This window comes from Duganella fentianensis (assembly GCF_964031615.1).
Classification (GTDB): Bacteria; Pseudomonadota; Gammaproteobacteria; order Burkholderiales; family Burkholderiaceae_D; genus Rugamonas; species Rugamonas fentianensis_A.
On the sequence record NZ_CAXIQN010000005.1, the window covers coordinates 20,480 to 43,461 of the forward strand.

At 60.8% G+C, this 22,982-nt stretch carries 22 protein-coding genes; 19 read left to right on the forward strand and 3 right to left on the reverse strand.

The features are described from left to right. The first annotated feature begins 5 nt into the window (after positions 1–5). The 6 genes from pyrC (at position 6) to ABNT42_RS02655 (ending at position 4,992) form a co-directional block, all read left to right on the forward strand. Positions 6–1,058, forward strand: coding sequence for a dihydroorotase (gene pyrC / locus ABNT42_RS02630; protein WP_348693645.1), 1,053 nt, complete (start codon positions 6–8; stop codon positions 1,056–1,058). Positions 1,059–1,061: 3 nt separating this feature from the next. Beyond that, positions 1,062–1,853, forward strand: a complete 792-nt coding sequence (locus tag ABNT42_RS02635) for a DUF3025 domain-containing protein (protein ID WP_348693648.1) — start codon at positions 1,062–1,064, stop codon at positions 1,851–1,853. Between the two features lie 45 nt (positions 1,854–1,898). Then, the gene (locus ABNT42_RS02640; protein ID WP_348693650.1) at positions 1,899–2,915 is read left to right on the forward strand and encodes a Gfo/Idh/MocA family oxidoreductase; all 1,017 of its coding nucleotides are present in this window, start codon (positions 1,899–1,901) and stop codon (positions 2,913–2,915) included. 160 nt (positions 2,916–3,075) lie between these two features. Then, entirely contained in the window at positions 3,076–4,293 is a 1,218-nt protein-coding gene (locus tag ABNT42_RS02645; protein ID WP_348693652.1) for an MFS transporter, read from the forward strand. After that, complete coding sequence (locus tag ABNT42_RS02650; protein WP_267874321.1) at positions 4,290–4,412, forward strand: hypothetical protein; 123 nt, start codon at positions 4,290–4,292, stop codon at positions 4,410–4,412. Before ABNT42_RS02645 ends, ABNT42_RS02650 begins: the two co-directional genes overlap by 4 nt. A gap of 121 nt (positions 4,413–4,533) precedes the next feature. Next, positions 4,534–4,992, forward strand: a complete 459-nt coding sequence (locus tag ABNT42_RS02655; RefSeq protein WP_348693654.1) for a cache domain-containing protein — start codon at positions 4,534–4,536, stop codon at positions 4,990–4,992. Positions 4,993–4,995: 3 nt separating this feature from the next. Here the strand turns inward: ABNT42_RS02655 and recG are convergent, their stop codons facing one another. After that, positions 4,996–7,086 carry an ATP-dependent DNA helicase RecG gene (recG, locus tag ABNT42_RS02660; RefSeq protein WP_348693656.1) on the reverse strand — a complete coding sequence of 697 codons (2,091 nt, stop codon included), beginning with the start codon at positions 7,084–7,086 and terminating at the stop codon, positions 4,996–4,998. A gap of 116 nt (positions 7,087–7,202) precedes the next feature. Here recG and queA point away from each other — a divergent pair, with 116 nt between their 5' ends. The 6 genes from queA to ABNT42_RS02690 all read left to right on the forward strand — a co-directional run bounded on the left by queA (position 7,203) and on the right by ABNT42_RS02690 (position 13,716). Beyond that, positions 7,203–8,237 carry a tRNA preQ1(34) S-adenosylmethionine ribosyltransferase-isomerase QueA gene (queA, locus tag ABNT42_RS02665; RefSeq protein WP_348693658.1) on the forward strand — a complete coding sequence of 345 codons (1,035 nt, stop codon included), beginning with the start codon at positions 7,203–7,205 and terminating at the stop codon, positions 8,235–8,237. 2 nt (positions 8,238–8,239) lie between these two features. Then, positions 8,240–9,379, forward strand: a complete 1,140-nt coding sequence (gene tgt / locus ABNT42_RS02670) for a tRNA guanosine(34) transglycosylase Tgt (RefSeq protein ID WP_348693660.1) — start codon at positions 8,240–8,242, stop codon at positions 9,377–9,379. 138 nt (positions 9,380–9,517) lie between these two features. Continuing rightward, entirely contained in the window at positions 9,518–9,853 is a 336-nt protein-coding gene (yajC, locus tag ABNT42_RS02675; RefSeq protein ID WP_348693663.1) for a preprotein translocase subunit YajC, read from the forward strand. A 63-nt stretch (positions 9,854–9,916) separates the two neighbouring features. Next, positions 9,917–11,779, forward strand: a complete 1,863-nt coding sequence (secD, locus tag ABNT42_RS02680; RefSeq protein ID WP_348693666.1) for a protein translocase subunit SecD — start codon at positions 9,917–9,919, stop codon at positions 11,777–11,779. A gap of 25 nt (positions 11,780–11,804) precedes the next feature. Then, on the forward strand, positions 11,805–12,827 hold the full coding sequence (gene secF, locus ABNT42_RS02685) for a protein translocase subunit SecF (RefSeq protein WP_348693669.1): 1,023 nt from the start codon (positions 11,805–11,807) through the stop codon (positions 12,825–12,827). Positions 12,828–13,020: 193 nt separating this feature from the next. Further along, on the forward strand, positions 13,021–13,716 hold the full coding sequence (locus tag ABNT42_RS02690) for a YafY family protein (RefSeq protein ID WP_348693672.1): 696 nt from the start codon (positions 13,021–13,023) through the stop codon (positions 13,714–13,716). A gap of 4 nt (positions 13,717–13,720) precedes the next feature. Here the strand turns inward: ABNT42_RS02690 and ABNT42_RS02695 are convergent, their stop codons facing one another. Together ABNT42_RS02695 and ABNT42_RS02700 are read right to left on the reverse strand one after the other, a co-directional pair. Beyond that, positions 13,721–14,002, reverse strand: coding sequence for a hypothetical protein (locus ABNT42_RS02695; protein WP_348693674.1), 282 nt, complete (start codon positions 14,000–14,002; stop codon positions 13,721–13,723). After that, positions 13,999–14,472 carry a MarR family transcriptional regulator gene (locus tag ABNT42_RS02700; RefSeq protein ID WP_348693676.1) on the reverse strand — a complete coding sequence of 158 codons (474 nt, stop codon included), beginning with the start codon at positions 14,470–14,472 and terminating at the stop codon, positions 13,999–14,001. The genes ABNT42_RS02695 and ABNT42_RS02700 overlap by 4 nt, the downstream gene beginning before the upstream one ends. A 78-nt stretch (positions 14,473–14,550) precedes the next feature. On the opposite strand from ABNT42_RS02700, the gene ABNT42_RS02705 reads away from it, so the two are divergent. From ABNT42_RS02705 to astB, 7 genes are all read left to right on the forward strand, one after another. Next, positions 14,551–15,465 carry a DMT family transporter gene (locus ABNT42_RS02705; RefSeq protein WP_348693678.1) on the forward strand — a complete coding sequence of 305 codons (915 nt, stop codon included), beginning with the start codon at positions 14,551–14,553 and terminating at the stop codon, positions 15,463–15,465. A gap of 11 nt (positions 15,466–15,476) precedes the next feature. Then, positions 15,477–16,421 (forward strand): helix-turn-helix domain-containing protein, encoded by a 945-nt coding sequence (locus ABNT42_RS02710; RefSeq protein WP_348693680.1) that lies wholly within the window; start codon positions 15,477–15,479, stop codon positions 16,419–16,421. A gap of 152 nt (positions 16,422–16,573) precedes the next feature. After that, the gene (gene astC / locus ABNT42_RS02715; RefSeq protein WP_348693683.1) at positions 16,574–17,821 is read left to right on the forward strand and encodes an acetylornithine/succinylornithine family transaminase; all 1,248 of its coding nucleotides are present in this window, start codon (positions 16,574–16,576) and stop codon (positions 17,819–17,821) included. A 108-nt stretch (positions 17,822–17,929) separates the two neighbouring features. Next, positions 17,930–18,967: an arginine N-succinyltransferase gene (locus ABNT42_RS02720; RefSeq protein ID WP_155436598.1), complete on the forward strand. Its 1,038-nt coding sequence runs from the start codon at positions 17,930–17,932 to the stop codon at positions 18,965–18,967. A 12-nt stretch (positions 18,968–18,979) separates the two neighbouring features. After that, complete coding sequence (gene astA, locus ABNT42_RS02725) at positions 18,980–20,038, forward strand: arginine N-succinyltransferase (RefSeq protein ID WP_348693687.1); 1,059 nt, start codon at positions 18,980–18,982, stop codon at positions 20,036–20,038. After that, the gene (gene astD / locus ABNT42_RS02730) at positions 20,031–21,503 is read left to right on the forward strand and encodes a succinylglutamate-semialdehyde dehydrogenase (protein WP_348693689.1); all 1,473 of its coding nucleotides are present in this window, start codon (positions 20,031–20,033) and stop codon (positions 21,501–21,503) included. The genes astA and astD overlap by 8 nt, the downstream gene beginning before the upstream one ends. Positions 21,504–21,512: 9 nt before the next feature. After that, positions 21,513–22,850, forward strand: a complete 1,338-nt coding sequence (gene astB / locus ABNT42_RS02735) for an N-succinylarginine dihydrolase (RefSeq protein ID WP_348693692.1) — start codon at positions 21,513–21,515, stop codon at positions 22,848–22,850. Positions 22,851–22,982 lie beyond the last annotated feature (132 nt).

Below are 22,982 nucleotides of genomic sequence, written 5' to 3' on the forward strand. Positions count from 1 at the left end.
TCGACATGTCCAACCTCGAAACTACCCAAGACAGCATCACCATTACCCGTCCAGACGACTGGCACCTGCATCTGCGCGACGGCGCAACGCTGGCCAGCGTGCTGCCGCACAGTGCGCGCCAGTTCGGCCGCGCGATTGTGATGCCAAATTTGAAACCTCCGGTCACTACCACGGCGGCTGCCGAGGCTTACCGTAGCCGGATTCTGGCCGCGCTGCCGGAAGGGATGTCGTTCGATCCGCTGATGACGCTGTATCTGACCAATAACACGGCGCCGGACGAGATCCGCCGCGCGCAGGAGAGCGGCATCGTGCATGCGGTGAAGCTGTATCCGGCTGGCGCTACCACCAACTCGGATGCCGGTGTAACCGATCTGTCCAACTGCTACAAGACGCTGGAAGTGATGCAGGAAGTGGGCATGCCTTTCCTCGTACACGGCGAAGTGACCGATCCCGAGATCGATCTGTTCGACCGCGAAGCCGTGTTCATCGAGCGCGTGATGCGCCCGTTGCGTCGTGATTTCCCTGCGCTGAACATCGTGTTCGAGCACATCACCACCAAGCACGCGGCGCAGTACGTGGCTGAAGCGGAAGGCCCGATTGCGGCGACGATTACCGCGCACCACCTGCTGTACAACCGTAACGACATTTTCAAAGGCGGTATCCGTCCGCACTACTACTGCCTGCCTGTGCTGAAGCGCGAAGAACACCGTCTGGCATTGGTGACGGCGGCCACCAGCGGCGACGAGCGCTTCTTCCTCGGCACCGATTCGGCACCGCACGCACAGGGCGCCAAGGAAGCTGCTTGCGGCTGCGCCGGTTGCTACACCGCGCTGCACGCGATGGAGCTGTATGCGGAAGCCTTCGAGCGCGCCGGTGCGCTGGACAAGCTGGAAGCCTTCGCCAGCTTCAATGGTCCGGCCTTCTACGGCCTGCCACGCAATAGCGGCACCATCACCCTCAAGCGCGAGCAGTGGACGCTGCCGCAAACCCTGCCGCTGGCCGACCAGCAGGTCGTGCCGCTCAACGCTGGCGAAACCATCAACTGGAAAATGGTTTAAGGCGTGCAGTCAGCAATCGACTGGTCGCGTCCGTGGTACGACTCGATCCGCACGGCGGCTGGCTTTCTGTCGGCCGACGTGCCGTTCATGGAGACGCTGAACCAGCAGGCGGCAGCGCTGGGTCTGCGTAACCATCAGGACTTGCCGACTCACTTCGTACCGCAGGCGGCACTGCCCGACGGTACCGCCTACGAAGCGTTTATCGGCGCCACCGGTGGCGTGCCCACGCGCGAGAATCTGCATGATTTCTTCAATGGTCTGGTGTGGCTGACCTTCCCCCGCATCAAGGTGCAGTTGAATGCTTTGCAGGCAGCGCAGATCGCCCGTGATGGCGTGGGCAAGTCGCGCGGCCCTGCGCGCGATGGCGCCACCATCTTCGACGAGAATGCTGCCCTGCTGGTAGTGCGCGATAACGCTGACGGCCATGCTTTGGTGAACGCCCTGCGCGAGCATCAGTGGCAGACCGCCTTCCTCGATATGCGCGCGCATTTCGGCCCCGATGCGCAAGTATGGCTGTTCGGCCACGCGCTGATGGAAAAGCTGGTGGCACCGCGCAAAGCCATTACGGCGCATACTCGCGTGGTGTGGGCCGACGATGAATTCTTCACGCTAGACCATACGGGGCGGCGTCACTGGATCGATGCCAAGGTCACGCAGGAACTGGCCGAGCATGGCCTCAGTACGGCCGACTTCATGCCCATGCAGGCGCTGGGCGTGCCGGGCTGGTGGCCGCAGCAGGATGCCGGATTCTATGGCGATACCAGCGTGTTCCGCCCCAAGCGACAGCCCGAATAAATCTGATAGACGATAGCGCCGCTGCGGCGGCAGAAAGAGCACAGCATGACGCAAGGCGCCACTAATCCCACCATACGCTGGGGCATACTCGGCACCGGCAAAATCGCCAAAGCTTTCGCGGCCGCGCTGCAGATCACGCCGGACGCGAAACTGGTGGCAGTGGCTTCGCGCAGCATGGAAAGCGCCGCCCCGTTCGCGCAGGAGTTCGGCGCCGAGCGTGCGCACGGCAGCTATCAGGCGCTGGCCGATGATCCCGAAGTCGATGTGATCTACATCGCCACGCCCCATCCTATGCACCACGAGAACGCTTTGCTGTGCCTGAATGGCGGCAAGGCTGTGCTGGTGGAAAAGTCGTTCACCATGAACCGCCGTCAGGCCGAGGAAGTCATCGCACTGGCGCGCCGCAAAAAGCTGTTCGTGATGGAAGCCATGTGGACGCGTTTCATTCCCGCCATGGTAGAAGCCAAGCGGATTATCGAGAGCGGCGAAATCGGCGTGCCGGCTAATGTCAGCGCCGATTTCGGCTTTACTGCCAACTTCGGCCCTGAGCATCGGGTGTTCAATCCTGCTCTGGGCGGCGGTGCCTTGCTCGATCTAGGGATCTACCCGCTGTCGATGGCGGCCTATTTCCTCGGCCCGGTCACGGGCGTGCAGGCGCTGGCGGAAATGACCGAAAGCGGCGTGGACATGCAGACGGTATTCACCCTCAAACACCAGCAGGGCGGGGTCTCGGCCTGTTCGTGCAGCCTGCGTTCGCGCAGCCCCACCGAGCTGGTTATCTCCGGCACCAAGGGCTATCTGCGCCTGCACGACCGCTTCCACAACACCAGCACGCTGAGCGTGGTGCTGGTGGATGGCAGCAGCCGTAGCGAGCGCACCGTGCAGTTGCCGATTGCCGGGAATGGCTATACCCATGAAGCGCAGGAAGTAGGACGCTGCCTGCGCGCCGGCCTGATCGAAAGCCCGGTCATGTCGCACGACGACACGCTGGCCATCATGGGCACGCTGGACGAGATCCGCCGCCAGATCGGACTGGTCTACAGCGCCGATTCCGCAAACTAGGTAGAATCTACCAACCGGGGTCAGGTCGGGCAAAGTGCAGGTGTCAGGTCGGGCAATGTGTCGATATTTGAGAATTCTCAAGAAACGCACCAATGCCCGACCTGACACCGACACTTTGCCCGACCTGACCCCAAGCCTTTAAACTTGCTGGAAAGCTAATATGTCGCTCGATCACCGTGCTCCCTCTCTGAAAACTGTGTTAATCGCGACTGGCGTGGTGCTGACGCTGGCCATGGGTGTGCGCCACGGTCTGGGCTTCTGGATGCAGCCGATTTCACAGGCTAATGGCTGGACGCGCGAGACTTATTCGCTGGCGCTGGCGCTGCAGAATCTGATGTGGGGCGTGTTCGGTCCGTTTGCCGGTATGGCGGCAGACCGTTTCGGCACCATGCGCGTGGTGATTACCGGCGCTATCAGCTATATGGCGGGCTTGCTGTGGATGGCGCTGGTGCAGGATGCTACGCTGTTCGTGGTCGGTTCCGGTGTGCTGATCGGCTTCGGTCTGGCCTGTACGGCTTTCGGTGCCGTTAGCGGCATTATTGGCCGCGTCGCGCCCGTTGAGAAACGTTCTTGGGCGTTCGGCATTTCCGGTGCGGCCAGTTCGTTCGGCCAGTTCATGATGATGCCTGTCGAGCAGCAGCTGATTTCTGCCGCAGGCTGGCAGCATGCTTTCTTCCTGCTGGCAGGGCTGGTGGTACTGGCCATGGTGCCAATGGCTTTCTTCCTGCGCGAACCACGTGTGGAGCATCATCATGGCCCGCAGCAGAGCGTGCGTGAGGCGCTCGGTGAAGCGTTCGGCAACCGTTCTTTCCTGTTCCTCATGACGGGCTATTTCGTCTGCGGTTTTCAGGTGGTGTTCATCGGTGCCCACCTGCCAGCCTATCTGAAAGACAAAGGCATCATGGACCCTAGCGTGGCCGTGATGGCGCTGGCGCTGATCGGGCTGACCAATATCATCGGCTCCTACTATGCGGGCAAGCTGGGTGGCCGTCTGCCTAAGCGCTATCTGCTGTCGTCCATCTATCTGACCCGCTCTGTGGTGATCAGCCTGTTCCTGCTGGCGCCCCTGACACCGTATTCGGTGTACATCTTCGCGGCGGCCATGGGGCTGATCTGGCTGTCCACCGTGCCGCTGACGAACGGCATCATTGCCGGTATCTTCGGCGTCAAACACATGTCGATGCTGGCCGGTGTGGTGTTCTTCTCCCATCAGGTGGGCAGCTTCCTCGGCGTCTGGCTGGGCGGCTATCTGTTCGCCCGGCAGGGCAGTTATGACATCGTCTGGGGCATTGCCATTGCGCTCGGCGTGATGGCAGGCCTGATCAACCTGCCGATCAACGAGCGTACCTTGCAGCGCGATGCGCTGAAGGCGGCATGATGCTACGCCTTTGGCTGCTGCGTGCGGCCGGCGTGGCTGTGCTGGCGCTGGTGTTCATGGCCTATCTGCAGCCATCCTTCCTGCTCGATCTGGCCAACCGCTTCTACATGTGTTTTTGATATTTGCTGCTTTGGCGGTTACGCCACAGTTAGGTGAACAGTTTGCCGATTAGTGCTAGTCTGAGGTTTCCATAAACGTGACAGAGTAGTTCAGTAATGTCACAAAAAAACGGGAGACATCATGAGCAAATTGTTCAAGCTGATGGCGCTGGTGTTGCTGGCGCTGGGACTGCAGGGCAGTGTCATGGCACAGGAACGCGGCACGGCCGATCAGGCCATGGCGATGGTGCGCAAGGCAGCCGACTATCTGAAAGCCAATGGCCGCGATAAAGCTTTCGCTGCCTTTAATGATCCCAAAGGTCAGTTTCGTGACCGTGATCTGTACATTATGGTGTACGACATGAAGGGTTTCAATCTGGCCCATGGTGCCAATCCCAAGCTGATAGGCAAAGACCTGATCCAGTTGCGTGATCCGAACGGGATTTTTCTGATCAAAGAATTTGTCGAAACGGCCAAGTCCAAGGGCAGCGGCTGGATCAACTACCAGTGGCCGAATCCCGTAACGCAGGCGGTGGAAGCCAAATCTACTTATGTGGAAAAAGTCGATGATCTGATCATCGGCTGCGGCATCTACAAGTAAGCCTTATACCTTCAGGAACTCTTCGCGCCCGCCTAGCCAGCGGGCCAGATGGGCTTCCACCGTGGCGGCTTTTTCGGGCGTGTTGGCGTGCAGCAGATCGTGCGCCACGTCGCGCGCCTGATCCACCAGCCAGCCATCCGTTTCCAGATCGGCAAAGCGCAACATGGCCTGACCGGACTGGCGCGCACCGAGGAATTCGCCGGGGCCGCGGATTTCCAGATCGCGCCGAGCAATTTCAAAACCATCGGTGGTTTCGCGCATCGTCATCAGGCGCTGCTTGGCCACGCCACCCAGCGGGCTCTGATACAGCAGCAGGCAGACGCTGGCAGCCGATCCCCGTCCTACCCTTCCCCGTAACTGGTGTAACTGCGACAGGCCGAAACGCTCGGCATGTTCGATCACCATTAGCGATGCATTCGGCACGTCCACGCCCACTTCGATCACGGTGGTGGCCACCAGTACCTGCATCTGGTTGGCGCTGAAGGCATCCATGACCTGCTGCTTCTCTTGCGGCTTCATGCGGCCATGCACCAGCCCCACGTTCAGATCGGGCAGGGCTTCGGCCAGCAGGGCGTGGGTGTCGGTAGCGGTCTGCAGCTGCAGCGCTTCCGATTCTTCGATCAGCGGACAGACCCAGTAGATCTGGCGGCCTTCCAGCGCGGCCGCGTGTACCCGTTCTATCACTTCATCGCGGCGGTTCTGGTCGATCACGCGCGTGACGATGGGGCTGCGGCCGGGCGGCAGTTCGTCGATCACGGAGACTTCCAGATCGGCGTAATAGGTCATGGCCAGGGTGCGCGGTATCGGGGTGGCCGACATCATCAGCTGGTGCGGTATCGCGCCTTCCACGCCTTTGTTGCGCAGCGTGAGGCGCTGGCCCACGCCGAAGCGGTGCTGCTCGTCGACGATCACCAGCCCCAGATTGGCAAAGTTCACCGCATCCTGTATCAGCGCATGGGTGCCGATCACCAGTTGCGCTTCGCCGGATTCGATCATGGCGTAAGCAGCCAGCTTGTCTTTTTTCTTCAGGCTGCCCGTCAGCCACGCTACTTTCACGCCCAGCGGTTCCATCCACGCGGCGATTTTGCGGAAGTGCTGGTCGGCCAGAATTTCGGTAGGCGCCATCAGCGCTGCCTGATAGCCGCTATCGATAGCCTGTGTCGCGGCCAGTGCCGACACCACGGTCTTGCCGCTGCCCACGTCGCCCAGCAGCAGGCGCTGCATCGGATACGGGTGGCGCAGGTCGTTGCGGATTTCGCCCAGCACGCGCTGCTGGGCGCCCGTCAGTTTGAACGGCAGCGAAGCTTCGAAGCGCGCCGACAGATCACCCGTCACGCTCAGCACAGCCGCACCTTTGGCGCGGCGGGCGCGCTGGGCGCGTTTGAGTGACAGCTGCTGGGCCAGCAGTTCGTCGAACTTCATGCGCGTCCATGCGGGATGGGTACGGTCGGCCAGTGCGTGTTCGTCTACTTGCTGGGGCGGATAGTGCAGCAGTTTCACGGCTGGTTCGAAGTCGCTGAGCTGCATACGCTGGCGCAGTTGCGCGGGCAGGGTGTCGGTCCAGTCGATGCGTTTCATGGCGTCGCCAATGGCGCGCCGCAGGATGGGCTGGGACAGGCCCTCGCCGGCCGGATAGACGGGCGTGAGCGACGTGGGCAGCGGAGCACCCTCGTTGATCACCTTGTAGGCAGGGTGCACCATCTCGGCACCGAAGAAGCCGTGTTTGAGCTCGCCACGGGCACGCACCCGGGTGCCTTCGGCTAGCTGTTTGACCTGACTACCGTAGAAGTTCATGAAGCGCAGTTGCAAATCGCCCGTTTCGTCGGCGATATGCACGAGTAGCTGGCGGCGCGGCTTGAAGGCGATCTCGTTCTTGACCACCACGCCTTCCACCTGCGAGGTCTGGCCGCCGTGCAGGCAGGCCTCTTCGATGCTGATGACCTGCGTTTCATCTTCGTAGCGCATGGGGAGGTGCAGCACCAGATCCATGTCCGTGTGCAGACCCAGCTTGGCCAGTCTGGCTTGCGGGCTGACGGTTTTGCGCGCGCCTTTGGCGGGCGCGCCGGGACTGGGTTTAGAGCTTGCAACAGGCATATTCGAGCAATTTTCGGGCGCTAGCGTAAAATAGAGGGTTGGCCGCCAGTATTGTAAGGCTAGCACCGGTTTTGGGCCTACCCGTATTTTCGTCAACAGTTTCCAGAAGTTCGTCTATGTACACGCTTTCCGATTTCGATTTTAACTTGCCGCAAGAGCGTATTGCGCAATTCCCCCTGCCAGATCGCAGTGCTTCGCGCCTGCTCCATCTCGATGGAGAACAGATCATCGACCGCCATTTTGCCGATATCGTCGATCTGCTGCAGGCCGGCGATCTGCTGGTGATGAATGATACCCGTGTGCTGAAAGCGCGCTTCTACGGTGTGAAGGAAAGCGGCGGCAAGATCGAAGCACTGGTCGAGCGCGTGCTGGACTCGCGCACGGTGCTGGCGCAGGTGAAAGCTTCGAAGTCGCCCGGCCCCGGTGTAAAAATCCGGCTGGCCGATGCCTTTACGGTCACGGTGGGCGAGCGCGCGGGCGAGTTCTTCACGCTGCATTTCGATGGCGATGTATTCGAACTCATCGAAGCCTATGGCCGTCTGCCGTTGCCGCCCTACATCGAGCACGCGGCCGACAGCTTTGACGAAAACCGCTACCAGACCGTGTTCAACAAGGTGCCCGGTGCCGTGGCTGCGCCCACGGCCGGCCTGCATTTCGATGAAAAGCTGCTGGCGACGCTGAAAGCCAAGGGTGTGAACTTTGCCTTCGTGACGCTGCACGTGGGTGCCGGCACCTTCCAGCCGGTGCGCAACGAAGTGCTATCCGAGCACAAGATGCACACCGAGTGGTACACCATGCCGCAGGAAACTGTGGATGCCGTGCGCGCCGCCCGTGCTGCAGGGCGCGATGTGGTAGCGGTGGGCACCACCAGCCTGCGTGCGCTGGAATCGGCGTCGCAGAGCGGCCAGCTCGAAGCGGGCAGTGCCGATACGGCGCTGTTCATCACGCCCGGCTATGCATTCAAGACGGTCACCCGTCTGATCACCAACTTCCACCTGCCTAAATCGACCCTGCTGATGCTGGTGTCGGCTTTCGCCGGTTTTGAACCGATCCGCAAGGCTTACGCCCATGCGATCGCTAATGAATACCGCTTCTTCAGCTATGGCGATGCCATGCTGCTGACCACCCAAGCGCGTGCAAATAAAGGATAACCATGCTGGAATTTAAACTGCTCAAGACCGATAGCAGCGGTCTGACCAAGGCCCGCCGCGGCACCCTGAAACTCAACCACGGTGAAGTGCAGACCCCGATCTTCATGCCGGTGGGCACCTATGGCTCGGTGAAAGCCATGTCGCCGCTGGAGCTGAAGGAAATCAATGCCCAGATCATTCTCGGCAATACTTTCCACCTGTGGCTGCGTCCCGGCAACGATGTGATGGCCAAGTTCGGCGGCCTGCATGACTTTATGGGCTGGGATAAGCCTATTCTGACGGACTCGGGCGGTTTTCAGGTGTTCTCGCTGGGCGCCATGCGCAAGATCACGGAAGAGGGCGTGCACTTCAATTCGCCTATCAATGGCGACAAGCTGTTCCTGTCGCCAGAAATCTCCATGCAGATCCAGCGCGTGCTGAATTCCGACATCGTCATGCAGTTCGACGAATGCACGCCGTACAAGATCGGCGACCGTCCGGCCACGCTGGATGAAGCGGCTAAGTCGATGCGCATGTCGCTGCGCTGGGCCCAGCGCTCGCACGACGAATTCCACCGTGGCGAGAATCCGAACGCGCTGTTCGGCATCGTGCAGGGCGGCATGTTCGAAATGCTGCGCGACGAATCGCTGGAAGGTCTGGAAAAGATCGACTTCCCCGGTCTGGCCATCGGCGGCCTGTCGGTGGGCGAACCGAAAGAAGACATGATGCGGATTCTGGCTCACGTGGGCCCGAAACTGCCGCCTAACAAGCCGCACTACCTGATGGGCGTGGGTACGCCGGAAGATCTGGTGGCTGGTGTGTCGAACGGCGTGGACATGTTCGACTGCGTAATGCCGACCCGTAACGCCCGTAACGGCTGGATTTTCACGCGTTTCGGCGACGTTAAAATCAAGAATGCGCGTTACAAGGATGACAAGGAACCGCTGGATGCGAGCTGCACCTGCTACGCCTGCCGCAATTTCTCGCGTGCCTATCTGCACCACCTGAACCGTACGCAGGAAATTCTCGGTGCGCGCCTGAACACCATTCACAACCTGCACTACTACCTCGACATCATGCGCCAGATGCGCGAAGCGCTGGACGAGGACCGTTTCCACGCATGGACGCTGCAATTCCATGCCGACCGCGCGCGTGGTGTTTAAACAACAACAGATTGCCTAAATTGCCAGGGATGAGTCTTGTAAAAAGATTTATCCCTCCCATATGGCCAGAAGTCCTAGCGCCTTCCGGCCAGTGCTAGAATACAGCGCTAATTTTTTTAACTATTATCGGAGTCACCTGTGTTCATTTCTAACGCATACGCCCAATCCGCTTCCCCGCTCGACGCACTCGGTCTGGGTGGCAACATCGGTAGCTTCCTGCCACTGATCCTGATGTTCGTTGCGATGTATTTCCTGATGATCCGTCCTCAGCAAAAGCGCATGAAAGAACAGAAAGCCATGATGGACGCACTGGTTAAAGGCGACGAAGTCGTCACCGCCGGCGGCGTACTGGGCAAAGTGGTCAAAGTGACCGATCTGTACGTGACCCTGGAAATCTCCAGCGGCGCCGAACTGGTGGTGCAGAAAAACTCCGTCACCATGCTGCTGCCTAAGGGCACGCTGAAAACGCTGTAATTGCTGCGGCCCGCTTAGACGCGGGCCGTGTTGCATCCAACGCCACACTACAACGTTGAAATTATGAATCGCTATCCTCTCTGGAAATACATACTGATCCTCGCGGCCGTGCTGCTGGGCGCACTGTTCACGGCGCCCAACTACTTCGGCCAGTCGCCTGCGGTTCAAGTGACGAGTGGTAAATCCACCGTCAAGATGACGGCCGATATGGTGGCCAAAGTGGACGATGTGCTGAAAGCAGCCAACATCGCCAACAACGGCATCGCCTTCGATGGCAGCGGCACCTACGCCTCCGTGCGTGCCCGCTTTGCCGATCCCGATATCCAGTTCCGCGCCAAGGCCGTGCTGGAAAAAGGCCTGAATGCCGATCCGGCCGACCCGACCTATCTGGTGGCACTGAATCTGCAATCGGACACCCCTAAATGGATGCAATCGCTGCACGCCCTGCCGATGTACCTCGGTCTGGACCTGCGCGGCGGTGTGCACTTCCTGATGCAGGTGGATACCAAGGCCGTGCTGAACAAGCGCGTGCAGGGTATTCAGGCTGCGGCGCGTAGCCAGCTGCGCGACAAGAATGTGCGCCACGCCGGTATCGACCGCGTGGGCGACAGCATCGAAATCCGCTTCCGCGACGATGCCACCCGCCAGAAAGCCAAGGACGTACTGGCTAGCCAGCTGGGCGAACTGTCGTTCGTCGATAGCGGCGAAGGCGATGCGCTGAAAACCGTAGTGAGCCTGAAACCGGCTGCCCTCAAGCAGACCATCGACGATGGCGTGAAGCAGAATATCTCCACCCTGTCCAAGCGTGTGAACGAACTGGGCGTGGCCGAGCCGGTCATCCAGCAGCAAGGCCCTGACCGTATCGTGGTGCAGCTGCCGGGCGTGCAGGACGTGGCCCGTGCGCGTGCCGTGATCGGCCGTACCGCCACGCTGGAAGTGCGCATGGTGGATAACTCGATCACCCCGGGCACCGAACTGTCGTCGGCGATTCCGTTCAACTCCGAGCTGTTCACCGTGGGCCGCAACGTGCCTGTGGTGCTGAGCAAAGACGTGGTCATCACCGGTGATTACATCTCCAGCGCGATTGCCAGCTTCGACCAGAACCAGCAGGCGGCTGTCAGCATCACCCTGAACGGTGATGGTGGCCGCAAGATGCGTGACCTGACCCGCGACAACGTGGGCAAGCGCATGGCCATCGTGTTGTTTGAAAAAGGCAAGCCGGAAGTGCTGTCGGTCGCCACCATCCAGAGCGAATTCGGTAGCAGCTTCCAGATCACCGGTATGGGCAACGCCGAAAACTCGGCCGAGCTGGCGCTGCTGCTGCGCTCCGGCGCACTGTCGGCACCGATGGAAGTGATCGAAGAACGTACCATCGGCCCTGCGCTGGGTGCGGAAAACATCGCCAAAGGTATGCACTCGACCATCTACGGCTTTGCCGCGATTGCCGTGTTCATGCTGGTGTACTACATGATGTTCGGCTTCTTCAGCGTGCTGGCGCTGGGCGTCAACCTGCTGCTGCTGGTAGCGCTGCTGTCGCTGATGCAGGCCACGCTGACGCTGCCCGGTATGGCCGCAATTGCGCTGGCGCTGGGCATGGCGATTGACTCCAACGTGCTGATTAACGAGCGCGTGCGGGAAGAACTGCGGGCTGGCGCCTCGCCGCAGGCCGCAATTGCTGCCGGCTTCGAGCGCGCATGGGCCACGATTATCGATTCCAACGTGACCACCCTGATCGTTGGTCTGGCACTGTGGGCGTTCGGTTCCGGTCCCGTGCGCGGCTTCGCCGTGGTACACACGCTGGGTATTCTGACCTCGATGTTCTCCGCCGTATTCGTCTCGCGCGGTGTGGTCAACCTGTGGTACGGCCGCAAGAAGAAGCTGCAATCGATCGCCATCGGTACCGTCTGGGTACCGGATCAGAAATAGTCAGAGATAAACAGGGACTGTAAACATGGAATTTTTCCGCATTAAAAAAGACATCCCGTTCATGCGCCACGCGCTGGTGTTCAACGTCGTTTCGGCGTTGACCTTCGTCGCGGCCGTGTTCTTCCTGCTGCATAAGGGATTACACCTGTCGGTGGAATTCACCGGCGGTACGGTGATGGAACTGCGCTACCAGCAGGCTGCGAATCTGGAACGGATCCGCGGCACGCTGGAAAAGATCGGCTACGAACAGCCGGAAGCGACCAGCTTCGGCACTGCCCATGACGTGATGCTGCGTCTGCCGGTGGTGAAGAACGTTACGCCGAAAGACGCTTCGGCACAGGTGTTCGATGCACTGTGCAAAGCTGAAAGCGGCAGCCTGAAAGAGATCGACACGGTCACCGCCAAGGGCGAGCACGTGGTCAAGCAGAGCTGTGCCGATGCGGCTGGCGCCGAAGCGGTGTCGCTGCAGAAGGTGGAGTTCGTTGGTCCGCAGGTGGGCGACGAGCTGACCGAGAATGGTCTGAAGGCACTGGCTGCCGTGGTGGTTGGCGTGATGATCTATCTGGCCATCCGCTTCGAGTGGAAGTTTGCGGTTGCAGCGATTATCGCTAACTTGCACGACGTGGTGATCATTCTGGGTTTCTTCGCCTTCTTCCAGTGGGAATTCTCGCTGACCGTGCTGGCTGGTGTGCTGGCCGTGCTGGGTTACTCGGTGAATGAATCGGTGGTGATTTTCGACCGTATTCGCGAGAACTTCCGCAAGCAGCGTAAAGCTTCGGTGCATGAAGTGATCGACAACGCGATCACCTCGACCATCTCGCGTACCATCATCACCCACGGTTGTACCCAGATGATGGTGCTGTCGATGCTGTTCCTGGGCGGCCCGACGCTGCACTTCTTCGCCATGGCGCTGACCATCGGTATCTGCTTCGGTATCTACTCGTCCGTGTTCGTGGCTGCTGCCGTGGCCATGTGGCTGGGTGTGAAGCGTGAAGACCTGATCAAGCCGGTGAAAGAAAAAGACGAAACCGACGGCGCCGTAGTCTAAGCGCTGATGGAAGCAACGATCCCCCGCTGAGCGCGCAGTTCATCGGGGGATTTTTTTATTTGAGGGGTCAGGTCGGGCAAGTGGCAGGTGTCAGGTCGGGCAAAGTGCAGTTTTTGATAATTCTCAAAAAATGCACCAGCGCCCGACCTGACACCTGCACTTTGCCCGACCTGACCCCAAGGTTGGAGAGGTGATGAGTCGTAGTGGGCGTTTGTTTGTGCTGATGGATGCGTTGCGGGGCTATCGTCATCCCGTGACGGCGGCACGGCTGGCCGAGCAGCTGGGGGTGTCCGAGCGGACTATCTATCGGGATATCAAGACGCTGGGGGATCTGGGCGCGCCGCTGGAAGGTGAGGCCGGCATCGGCTATCGCCTCAAGTCGGGCAGCTTTCTGCCACCGCTGATGTTCAATGTGGATGAAATCGAGGCGCTGGTGCTGGGTGCGCGCTGGGTCCGGCGGCAGGGCGATGCGGCGCTGGCTACTGCCGCGCAGAGTGCGCTGGCGCGCATTGCGGCAGCCACGCCGAAAGATCTGCGCGATGATATGGCCGAGACTAGTCTGTGGGTGCCGATCGGAGATGATGCCAGCGCTGTTAGCGATGTGCATGTGCAGCCTGTGCGCGAGGCGATCCGCTACCAGCAGCGCTTGCTGCTGTCCTACTGCGATGAACAGGGACGCGCGACCGAGCGCATGGTGTGGCCGTTTGCGCTGGCCTTTTTCGAAGGCAAGCGCTTGCTGGCCGCATGGTGCGAGATGCGTTCCGCCTACCGGCATTTCCGCATCGACCGCATCAGTGCCGTGCAGACGCTGGCGGAGCGCTATCCCGTACGGCGCGGCGTGCTGCTGAAAAGCTGGCGCGCCGAGTTGGGGATACGCGACGAGTCGTGAGGAATTACTCTTCGCTGAAGATGGCGTCGTAGCCATCCTGCGGATCGTCGTAGTCTTTCAGTTCGTCGATCAGATCCAGTTCGCCCAGTTCTTCTACTGCGTTCATGAAGCTGTTCGGTTTGGTGGCGCCGATCAGGCGATAGATTTCGCCTTCTTCATTGCGCACGCCGATCAGCAGTTTTTCCATGCGTACTTCGTCTTCCGTTGCCTGATTCAGCAGCAGGTTGCCGATGATGTGTTTGTCGAATTTGGCTGGCTTGACGCCGGCGATCAATGTCGTTTTCAAAAGTTTTCCTTGGTTGAGTCAGGGGTGGACGGGCATTCCTGCAAACTGGTCATGATGGCGGCCTTGAGCGCGCTCAGGCTGGCTTCAAGGGCGCTGAAATCGTCTTCGCTGTAGTGAGCAAAAGCTTTGCCGCTTTGCTGCACCACTTGCGGAAAGGCGCAGGCAAAGGTGCGTTCGCCTTCAGCCGTCAGACGGACGAAGAAGGAACGCTTGTCGCAATCGCTGCGCTGGCGCTCCACCAGCCCTTTCTGTTCCAGCCGTTCGATCACACCCGTCAGCGTGCCCTTGGTGATCAGGGTCTTTTCACCCAGCTCCTTGTAGGACATGCCGGCCGTATTGCCCAGCGTGGCGATGATGTCGAACTGGGCATGCGTCAGACCGCTCTGGCGTACATAACAGCCAGAGAGGCGCTCATAGCCCTGCATACATTCGGCCAGCAGCCGGATGCTCTTCAAGAATCGTTCACCCATAGGCCATGATTATAGCCGCATCGCCAACTGAAACGCTGCAGCGTACAATGTTGGCTCTGCTCATTTGGATTGCCAGAAATGTCACAACACTTGCGAGGCATTAGCGCTTTACTCGTCGTTACCCTCGTCTGGGGCACGACTTTCCCTGCAATGAAAGACATGACGGGTTATCTATCGGCCAGCTGGATCGTGCTGTGCCGCTTTGCCCTGGCCAGCCTGCTGCTGTTGCCATTTCTGTGGCGCGCCCGTCTGCGCGACCTCGGCTGGGGCGCGGTGGCGGGCATGGTGTTGTTTCTGTGCTACGTGTTCCAGATCGAAGGGCTGGCGCTGACCAGTTCCAACCGCAATGCTTTCGTCACGGGCCTGAATGTGATGGTGCCCCCGCTGCTGGGTGTGCTGATGGGCGCGAAGCTGGAACGCCGCATCATGCTGGCCTTGGCGCTGGCGCTGGCCGGCCTGTTCGCGCTGTGCTGGGAAGGCAGTTTCACGTGGGGCCGGGGTGACACGCTGGCGCTGCTATGTGCGCTGTTCTTTGGCATCTACGTCAAGCTGATGGAAACCACCACTCGCAAGGTCGAGCGCCTGATGACGCTGACGGCGGCCCAGATCGTCACCGTGGCGCTGTGTGCGGCGATCTGGCTGCTGATCCGCGAAGTACCGCTGGGCAGTGCCGAGCGCGCCGAAGAATTGCCGAATTACATAGCCTACATCCTGACCGGTCTGCATACCTATGGCTGGAACCTGCTGTATCTGGGCACGGTGGCCACGGCCGCGATTATCTCGCTGCAAACGTGGGGACAAAGCCACAGCAGCGCCAACGAGGCGGCCGTGATCTATGCATTCGAGCCGGGCTGCGCTGCCATCTTCGCCTATTTCTGGCTCGGTGAAACGCTGGCGTGGAATGGCCTGCTGGGAGCCGGTCTGCTGATCTCCGGCATGATCGTCAGCCAGTGGAGTACCGAACGTCCCGCTACGGCGCTGGCACCGGAGTAAACTAGCGGCCCATGTCTTTCGAAGCTCTCGCCCCTCTGGCGCAACAGCGCCCCCTGCGCATACTGCTGGTGAATGCAGGGGAGGCGGACGCCATCAGCTGGGCCGGACTGGTACAGCCGCTGCGCCTTGCCGCGGCCGCGCTGGGGCGCGAAGTGCTGCATCTGGAAACCATGTCGCCCACGCAGGTGGTGCTGGCCCAGCCGGGCTGGCATATCGCGTTGCTGGTGGCCGATGAGCAGCAGGCGCCGCTGGCGCCCGAACTGATACGCGCCGTGATCGAGCGCTGCCGTTCTGCCGATTACTGGGGCGGCGTCGGCGCGGGCGTGCTGTGGCTGGCGGCAGCTGGTGCCATGGCCGGTGTGCGGATTGCGCTGCCGTGGTCGCTGTATGCGGAGACGGAAAGCTTTAGCGAACGCGCCGTGCTCACGCCGAATCTGTTTGCGCTCGATGGCCGTCACCTGAGCTGCTGCGGCGGCGCGGCCAGTATCGATTTTTCCCTGACCCTGATCGAAGCGCTGTTTGGTGCCACCGTGCAGGCGAATATCAAGGAAAGCCTGTGCGTGGAACGGGTGCGCGGCCATGACGAGCGCCAGCGTGTGGCCTTGCAGGCGCGCTTCGGTGCCTTGCAGCCGCGCCTGTCCGAAGCGGTGACGCTGATGGAAACCAATCTGGAAGAACCGCTGTCCACCGACGATATCGCCAATCTGGTGGGGCTGTCGCGCCGTCAGCTCGAACGCCTGTTCAAGCAGTACTTAGGTAGCCTGCCGTCGCGCTACTATCTGGAACTGCGGCTGCAGCGTGCCCGCCAGTTGCTGCTGGAAACTAATCATTCCATCGTGCAGGTGGGGCTGATGTGCGGTTTTTCCTCCGGCTCGCACTTTTCCACGGCGTTTGGTGCCTTGTTCGGCAATACCCCGCGCGAGGAGCGCCAGCGCAAACTGGCACCCCCGGCCTAGTACGCCAAGTTGTTGATCTTTCTGGCAAGTTTATTCGTGCGGGGAAAAGTGAAAATCCTTGTCGCCATTAGAAAAGAGTTTTAGCATTCCGCTTTTTATAATGGGTCCACGCGGTGCTGTGCCGCACTGACCCAACATTGATAGGGAATGCCATGAACGCCAAGCTAGATTCAACCATCGCCAACCGTCCTGTAACGCGTCAAACTTTTGACGAAGTTCTGGTGCCGACCTATGCACCAGCAGCGATGGTGCCAGTACGAGGCGCTGGGCTGGATCTGTGGGACCAGAATGGTAAGCACTATCTGGACTTCACCTCCGGCATCGCCGTGGCTGCACTGGGCCACTGCCACCCTGCCGTGGTGGACACCCTGACCCGTCAGGCCAACACTCTGTGGCATCTGGGCAATGGCTACACCAACGAGCCTGTGCTGCGTCTGGCCAAGGCGCTGACCGAAGCCACTTTTGCTGACCGCGCTTTCTTCTGCAACTCCGGCGCAGAAGCCAACGAAGCCGCTTTCAAGCTGGCGCGTAAATACGCTCACACCAAATTCGGCGCGCACAAATCGCGCATCGTATCGTGCCTGCAGTCGTTCCACGGCCGTACCCTGTTCACCGTGTCCGTCGGCGGCCAGCCTAAGTACACCGAAGGCTTCGAGCCACTGCCTCCATCGATCGATCACATCGTGTTCAACGATATCGAAAGCGCCCGCGCTGCGATTGGCGATGATGTGTGCGCCGTGGTGGTCGAGCCACTGCAAGGCGAAGGCGGCGTGCTGCCAGCCGATCCGGCCTTCCTGAAAGAACTGCGCGAGCTGTGCAACAAGACCGGCGCGCTGCTGATCTTCGACGAAGTACAGTGCGGCATGGGCCGTACCGGCGATCTGTTCCACTACATGACCTACGGTATCACTCCGGACATCCTGACCTCGGCCAAGGCGCTGGGCAATGGCTATCCGATCGGCGCTATGCTGACCACCAACGAACTGGCGCAGGCGCTGAGCGTGGGCACCCACGGCACCACCTACGGCGGCAACCCGCTGGCGACCAGCGTGGCGCTGACCGTGCTCGACACCATCAACCAGCCAGCTTTCCTGGCCCGCGTGAAAGAAGCCAGCGCCAAGCTGCGTTCGACCATGGAAAAACTGGTGGCCGACTACTCGCAGGTATTCGGTCAGGTGCGTGGCGCCGGCCTGCTGCTGGGTCTGGTTGTGACGGATGCATGGAAAGGCCGCTCGAAAGACATCCAGCGCGCAGCCGAAGGCAATGGCCTGATGGTGCTGATCGCCGGCATGGACGTGCTGCGTCTGGCACCTGCGCTGATCGTCAGCGACGAGCAGATCGCCGAAGCGGATCGCATCCTGCGCCTGTCGCTGGATCAGATGATCAAAGCTGCAGCCTGATAGGTAGCAGGTAGTAACGGCGGACTGGTTCCGCCGTCTTTCATTTAGGCCCGGCATGATCTGCCGGGCTAGTTCGTATTGCACTGTGCACCACACGAAGGAGTCCACATGTATGTAGTTCGTCCGGTCGAGCTGACGGATATTGCCGCCCTTGAAGCGCTGGCGGCGGTGAGCATGCCGGGTGTGCACACCTTGCCGAAGACGCGCGAGAAAATCGTCGCCATGGTGGAACGCTCCATCGCTTCGTTTGCCGCCCACGTCGATATCCCTAGCGAAGAAGCCTATCTGCTGGTGCTGGAAGCGCCGGGCGAGCCCGGCATCGTGGGTACGGCAGCAATCTTCGCGGCGGCAGGTTCCAACGGCACCTATTTCTCGTTCCGTAATGACGTGATCCAGCAGGTGTCGCGTGATCTGAACATCAGCCACAGCGTGCATGCGCTGACGCTGTGCTCGGAGCTGACCGGCTATTCGCAGCTGTCGAGCTTCTACGTGGGCGAACGCGAACACGGCACGGCCGAAGCGGCACTGTTGTCGCGCGCGCGGCTGATGTTTGCCGTGCTGGCACCGCACCGCTTCTCGGACCGCTTCTTCGTGCCGCTGGCCGGTGTGACCGATAGCACGGGCGGTTCACCGTTCTGGGATGCGCTGGGCCGCAAATTCTTCAAGATGGACTTCCTCGATGCAGAACGGGTGATCGGTGGTGCGCGTAACCGCACGCTGATCGTCGAACTGATGCCGCACTATCCGGTCTATGTGCCGCTGCTGCCCGGCGATGCGCAGGCTGCCATGGGGCAGATCCATCCGTCCGGCGAACTGGCCTTCAACCTGCTGACGGCAGAAGGCTTCGAAGCGGACGACTACATCGATATCTTTGACGGTGGGCCTATCCTGCAGGCGCACAAGAATTCGCTGCGTACCTTCAGCGGTGCGCTGCAGCGCCGTGTGGCGCTGGCCGACGAAGCGCCCGACCGTGGCCGCGAGCCGCAAGTGCGCTACGCCGTGGCGGCTGCCGCCGAACATCAATTCCGTGCAGTGGTGACCCACTGTGCGGCGCTGGAATCGCAAGTCAACGTGTCGCTGTCGGCCGATGTGCAGGAGGCCCTGCGCGTGACCGAAGGCGATACCGTGATCTGTGTCCGTATCTAAGGTGGAGCCACTATGCTAGTTGTACGCGCTATTACTGCTAACGATCTCGATGCCCTGTATGTCATGGCGACGCAGGTTGGCAGCGGCATGACCACCCTCAAGCCCGACATGAAGATGATGAGCGACCGTCTGGCCGTGGCGGTGGCCTCGTTCGCAGAAACCATCGCGCCGGAAAAGCGCGACTACATGTTCGTGATGGAAGACACCGACAACGGCCGCATCGCCGGCGTGTGCGCCATCAAAGGCGCAGTGGGTCTGACGGAACCGTTCTATAACTACCGCATCGGCACGCTGGTGCATTCGAGCCGCGAGATCGATGTGTTCACGCGCATGGAAACCCTGTACCTGTCGAACGATCTGACGGGTAGCACGGAACTGTGCTCGCTGTTCCTGCATCCGGACTACCGCACGGGCAATAACGGCAAGCTGCTGTCCAAGTGCCGCTTCCTGTTCATCGCCCAGTTCCCGCATCTGTTCACTGAAAAGCTGATTGCAGAAATGCGCGGCTATCAGGAGGAGAGTGGCCGTTCGCCGTTCTACGAAGGTCTGGGCCGCCACTTCTTCAAGATGGAGTTCGATCACGTCGATGCGCTGACCGCCGTGGGCAAGAAATCCTTCATCGCCGAACTGATGCCGCGCCAGCCTATGTATGTCGATTATCTGCCGCAGGATGCGCAGGACGTGATCGGCAAAGTGCACACTTCGACCGCGCCGGCGCGCCGCCTGCTGGAGCAGGAAGGCCTGTACTTCGAAGGCTATGTCGATATTTTCGACGCCGGCCCTGTGCTGCAGGCCCGCGTCTCGGAACTGCGCGCCATGCGCGAAAGTATGCTGGCTGAAATCGGCCCGGTGATGGCGGGCGAAATCGCCTGCGCACCGCATGCCGATGCCAGCGATCCTGTGCTGATTTCGAACACCAACCTGAGCGACTTCCGCATGATCCTGTCGCAGACGGCACCCGTCAACGGCGCTATCGCGCTGCCAGAAGACGAACAACAGATCCTGCATTGCCAACCCGGCGATAGCGTGCGTACCCTGACACTCAATCCGAGGAAGAATCCCCATGTCTAATGTGCTGAGCAATTTCATCAACGGCGTCTGGAGCGCCGGTAGCGGTGCCGAACTGGTTACCATCGATCCATCGAATGGCAAGCAGACCTGGGCCAGCCGCGAATCGACGGCACAGGATGTGGAACAGGCTTGCGCCGCTGCGCGCGCCGCGTTCGAGTCGTGGGCGCTGACGCCGCTGGAAGAGCGCATTGCCGTTTGCACCCGTTTCCGCGATCTGCTCAAGCAGGATGCCGAAGCGCTGGCGCTCTTGATCGCCGAAGAAGTGGGCAAGCCGATGTGGGAAGCCCGCACTGAAGTGACCACCATGGCCAACAAGATCGATATCTCGGTGCAGTCGTATGGCGCGCGCACGGGCGAAACCCATGCCAAGGTGGCTGATGGCGAAGCCGTGCTGCGCCACCGTCCGCACGGCGTGTTCGGCGTGTTCGGTCCGTACAACTTCCCCGGCCACCTGCCTAACGGCCACATCGTGCCAGCCCTGATCGCCGGTAACACGGTGGTGTTCAAGCCTAGCGAATATGCGCCACGCACTGCCGTGAAAACCGTGCAGTTGTGGGAGCAGGCTGGCGTGCCGAAAGGCGTGATCAATCTGGTCAACGGTGCGCGCGATACGGGCGTGGCGCTGGGCCAGAACGCCCATCTGGATGGCGTGCTGTTCACCGGTAGCTGCCAGACCGGCAGCGCGCTGCACAAGCAGTTCGGCGGCCAGCCGGGCAAGATGCTGGCGCTGGAAATGGGCGGTAACAATCCGCTGGTGGTGTGGGACGTTAAAGACATCGATGCGGCCGTGTTCATGGCGATTTCGTCGGCCTTTATTTCGGCCGGCCAGCGCTGCACCTGCGCGCGTCGTCTGATCGTGCGCGCTGGCGCGGAAGGCGATGCGATTGTTGCACGTCTGGTCGATGTGGCTAGCCGTCTGACGATCGGCGCTTCGGCCGCCGAACCGGCACCGTTCATGGGCCCGGTGGTTTCGGCCGCCGTAGCTAAACGTCTGGTGCAGGCACAGGCCGACATGATCGCCAAAGGCGGTGTGAGCCTGCTGCAGATGCGTCAACTGGACGAGAATACGGGCTTTGTATCGGCCGGTATCGTTGATGTGACGAACGCACAGGGCATCCCTGACGAAGAATGGTTTGGCCCGCTGCTGCAGGTAATCCGCGTGGCTGATTTCGACGCCGCCATGAAGGCTGCCAACGCCACCGAATTCGGTCTGGCGGCGGCACTGATCTCCAACGACGAACAGCTGTGGAAGACTTTCCAGGTGCGTGCCCGCGCCGGCATCGTCAACTGGAACCGTCCCACCACGGGTGCGGCCAGCAGCGCGCCGTTCGGTGGCGTAGGCAAATCGGGCAACCACCGTCCGAGCGCCTACTACGCAGCCGACTACTGTGCCTATCCGGTCGCGTCGATCGAAAATAATGTACTGGAAATGCCGGCCAAGCTGTCGCCCGGCATGCACTTCTAAGGAGCCGGCATGAGCGCCCGCGAATTCAATTTTGACGGTCTGGTAGGGCCATCGCACAACTACGCCGGTCTGTCGTTCGGCAACGTGGCTTCGTTCAGCAACGTCAAGAGCGCTTCCAATCCCAAGCTGGCGGCCCTGCAGGGACTGGCCAAGATGCGTGCGCTGGCCCAGCGCGGTTTCGGTCAGGCGCTGCTGCCGCCGCAGGACCGGCCTAACTTCCGTCTGCTGCGCAGTGTCGGCTTCACCGGCACGGATGCCGAGGTGCTGTCGCGCGCCGCCAAGGAAGCGCCGGTGCTGCTGGCCTGCGCCTATTCCGCTTCGCCTATGTGGACGGCCAATGCGGCCACCGTTAGCCCGTCGGCTGATACGGCTGATGGCCGCACTCATTTCACGCCGGCCAATCTGAATAACAAGCTGCATCGCGCCCACGAGCATACCCAGTCGGCCCGTGCGCTGCGTGCCATCTTCAAGGACGAGAAGCACTTTGCCGTGCACGATGCTTTGCCCGGTACGCCCGCGTTTGGCGATGAAGGCGCGGCCAACCACACCCGTTTGTGCAGCGCACATGGCAATTCCGCAGTGGAGCTGTTCGTCTACGGCCGTTCGGAGTTCGATGTCGCCGTGCCCGCACCGCAGAAATATCCGGCCCGTCAGACGCTGGAAGCGTCGCAGGCGGTAGCCCGTCTGCATGGCCTGTCCGCTGGCCGCACGGTCTACATCCAGCAGAATCCGGACGTGATCGACCAGGGTGTGTTCCATAACGACGTCATCGCGGTTGGCAATGCCAATGTGCTGTTCTATCACGAGCAGGCGTTTGCCGACACGGCCAACAGTCTGGAACAGCTGCGTCAGGCCATGGATGGCGTGGGTGCCAAACTCAATGCCATCCGGGTCGATACGGCGCTGGTGTCGGTGTCCGACGCGGTGGCCAGCTACCTGTTCAACAGCCAGTTGCTGAGCAAGGACAACGGCAAGATGGCGCTGGTGATTCCGCACGAATGTCAGGAAAACGCCGCCGTTGCCGCCTATCTGCAAGGGCTGGTGGCCAGTGGCGACGCGGTCGATGAACTGATCCACTTCGATCTGCGCCAGTCGATGCGCAATGGTGGTGGCCCTGCCTGTCTGCGTCTGCGCGTGGCGCTGACGGAGGCCGAAGCGGCTGCCATGCATCAAGGCGTGGTGATGACGGAATCCCTGTACCACACGCTGGTGGCATGGGTCGAGAAGCATTACCGCGACCGGCTGGAGCCGGCCGATCTGGCCGATCCGGCGCTGGCGATCGAGGTGCACACGGCTCTGGAAGAACTGAGCCGCATCCTCGGTTTGCCCGGGCTGTATGATTTGTAAGACAGGATATTGCTCCTGTCTAACATTTGGCGCCTATTTGGTGTCTAATGAGGCTAGGTTTTGAATTCAACCACAGCCGCGCAGCCACAAGCCGGCGCGGTTCTGCAAGCAAAAATACTCATAACGTATTGG

Excerpts from the sequence above, each read along its gene's own strand:
- pyrC (WP_348693645.1), top strand. The coding sequence starts at position 6 with ATGTCCAACCTCGAAACTACCCAAGACAGCATCACCATTACCCGTCCA.
- ABNT42_RS02640 (WP_348693650.1), top strand. The coding sequence starts at position 1,899 with ATGACGCAAGGCGCCACTAATCCCACCATACGCTGGGGCATACTCGGC.
- ABNT42_RS02645 (WP_348693652.1), top strand. The coding sequence starts at position 3,076 with ATGTCGCTCGATCACCGTGCTCCCTCTCTGAAAACTGTGTTAATCGCG.
- ABNT42_RS02650 (WP_267874321.1), top strand. The coding sequence starts at position 4,290 with ATGATGCTACGCCTTTGGCTGCTGCGTGCGGCCGGCGTGGCTGTGCTG.
- ABNT42_RS02655 (WP_348693654.1), top strand. The coding sequence starts at position 4,534 with ATGAGCAAATTGTTCAAGCTGATGGCGCTGGTGTTGCTGGCGCTGGGA.
- recG (WP_348693656.1), bottom strand. The coding sequence starts at position 7,086 with ATGCCTGTTGCAAGCTCTAAACCCAGTCCCGGCGCGCCCGCCAAAGGC.
- queA (WP_348693658.1), top strand. The coding sequence starts at position 7,203 with ATGTACACGCTTTCCGATTTCGATTTTAACTTGCCGCAAGAGCGTATT.
- tgt (WP_348693660.1), top strand. The coding sequence starts at position 8,240 with ATGCTGGAATTTAAACTGCTCAAGACCGATAGCAGCGGTCTGACCAAG.
- secD (WP_348693666.1), top strand. The coding sequence starts at position 9,917 with ATGAATCGCTATCCTCTCTGGAAATACATACTGATCCTCGCGGCCGTG.
- secF (WP_348693669.1), top strand. The coding sequence starts at position 11,805 with ATGGAATTTTTCCGCATTAAAAAAGACATCCCGTTCATGCGCCACGCG.
- ABNT42_RS02690 (WP_348693672.1), top strand. The coding sequence starts at position 13,021 with ATGAGTCGTAGTGGGCGTTTGTTTGTGCTGATGGATGCGTTGCGGGGC.
- ABNT42_RS02700 (WP_348693676.1), bottom strand. The coding sequence starts at position 14,472 with ATGGGTGAACGATTCTTGAAGAGCATCCGGCTGCTGGCCGAATGTATG.
- ABNT42_RS02705 (WP_348693678.1), top strand. The coding sequence starts at position 14,551 with ATGTCACAACACTTGCGAGGCATTAGCGCTTTACTCGTCGTTACCCTC.
- ABNT42_RS02710 (WP_348693680.1), top strand. The coding sequence starts at position 15,477 with ATGTCTTTCGAAGCTCTCGCCCCTCTGGCGCAACAGCGCCCCCTGCGC.
- astC (WP_348693683.1), top strand. The coding sequence starts at position 16,574 with ATGAACGCCAAGCTAGATTCAACCATCGCCAACCGTCCTGTAACGCGT.
- ABNT42_RS02720 (WP_155436598.1), top strand. The coding sequence starts at position 17,930 with ATGTATGTAGTTCGTCCGGTCGAGCTGACGGATATTGCCGCCCTTGAA.
- astA (WP_348693687.1), top strand. The coding sequence starts at position 18,980 with ATGCTAGTTGTACGCGCTATTACTGCTAACGATCTCGATGCCCTGTAT.
- astD (WP_348693689.1), top strand. The coding sequence starts at position 20,031 with ATGTCTAATGTGCTGAGCAATTTCATCAACGGCGTCTGGAGCGCCGGT.
- astB (WP_348693692.1), top strand. The coding sequence starts at position 21,513 with ATGAGCGCCCGCGAATTCAATTTTGACGGTCTGGTAGGGCCATCGCAC.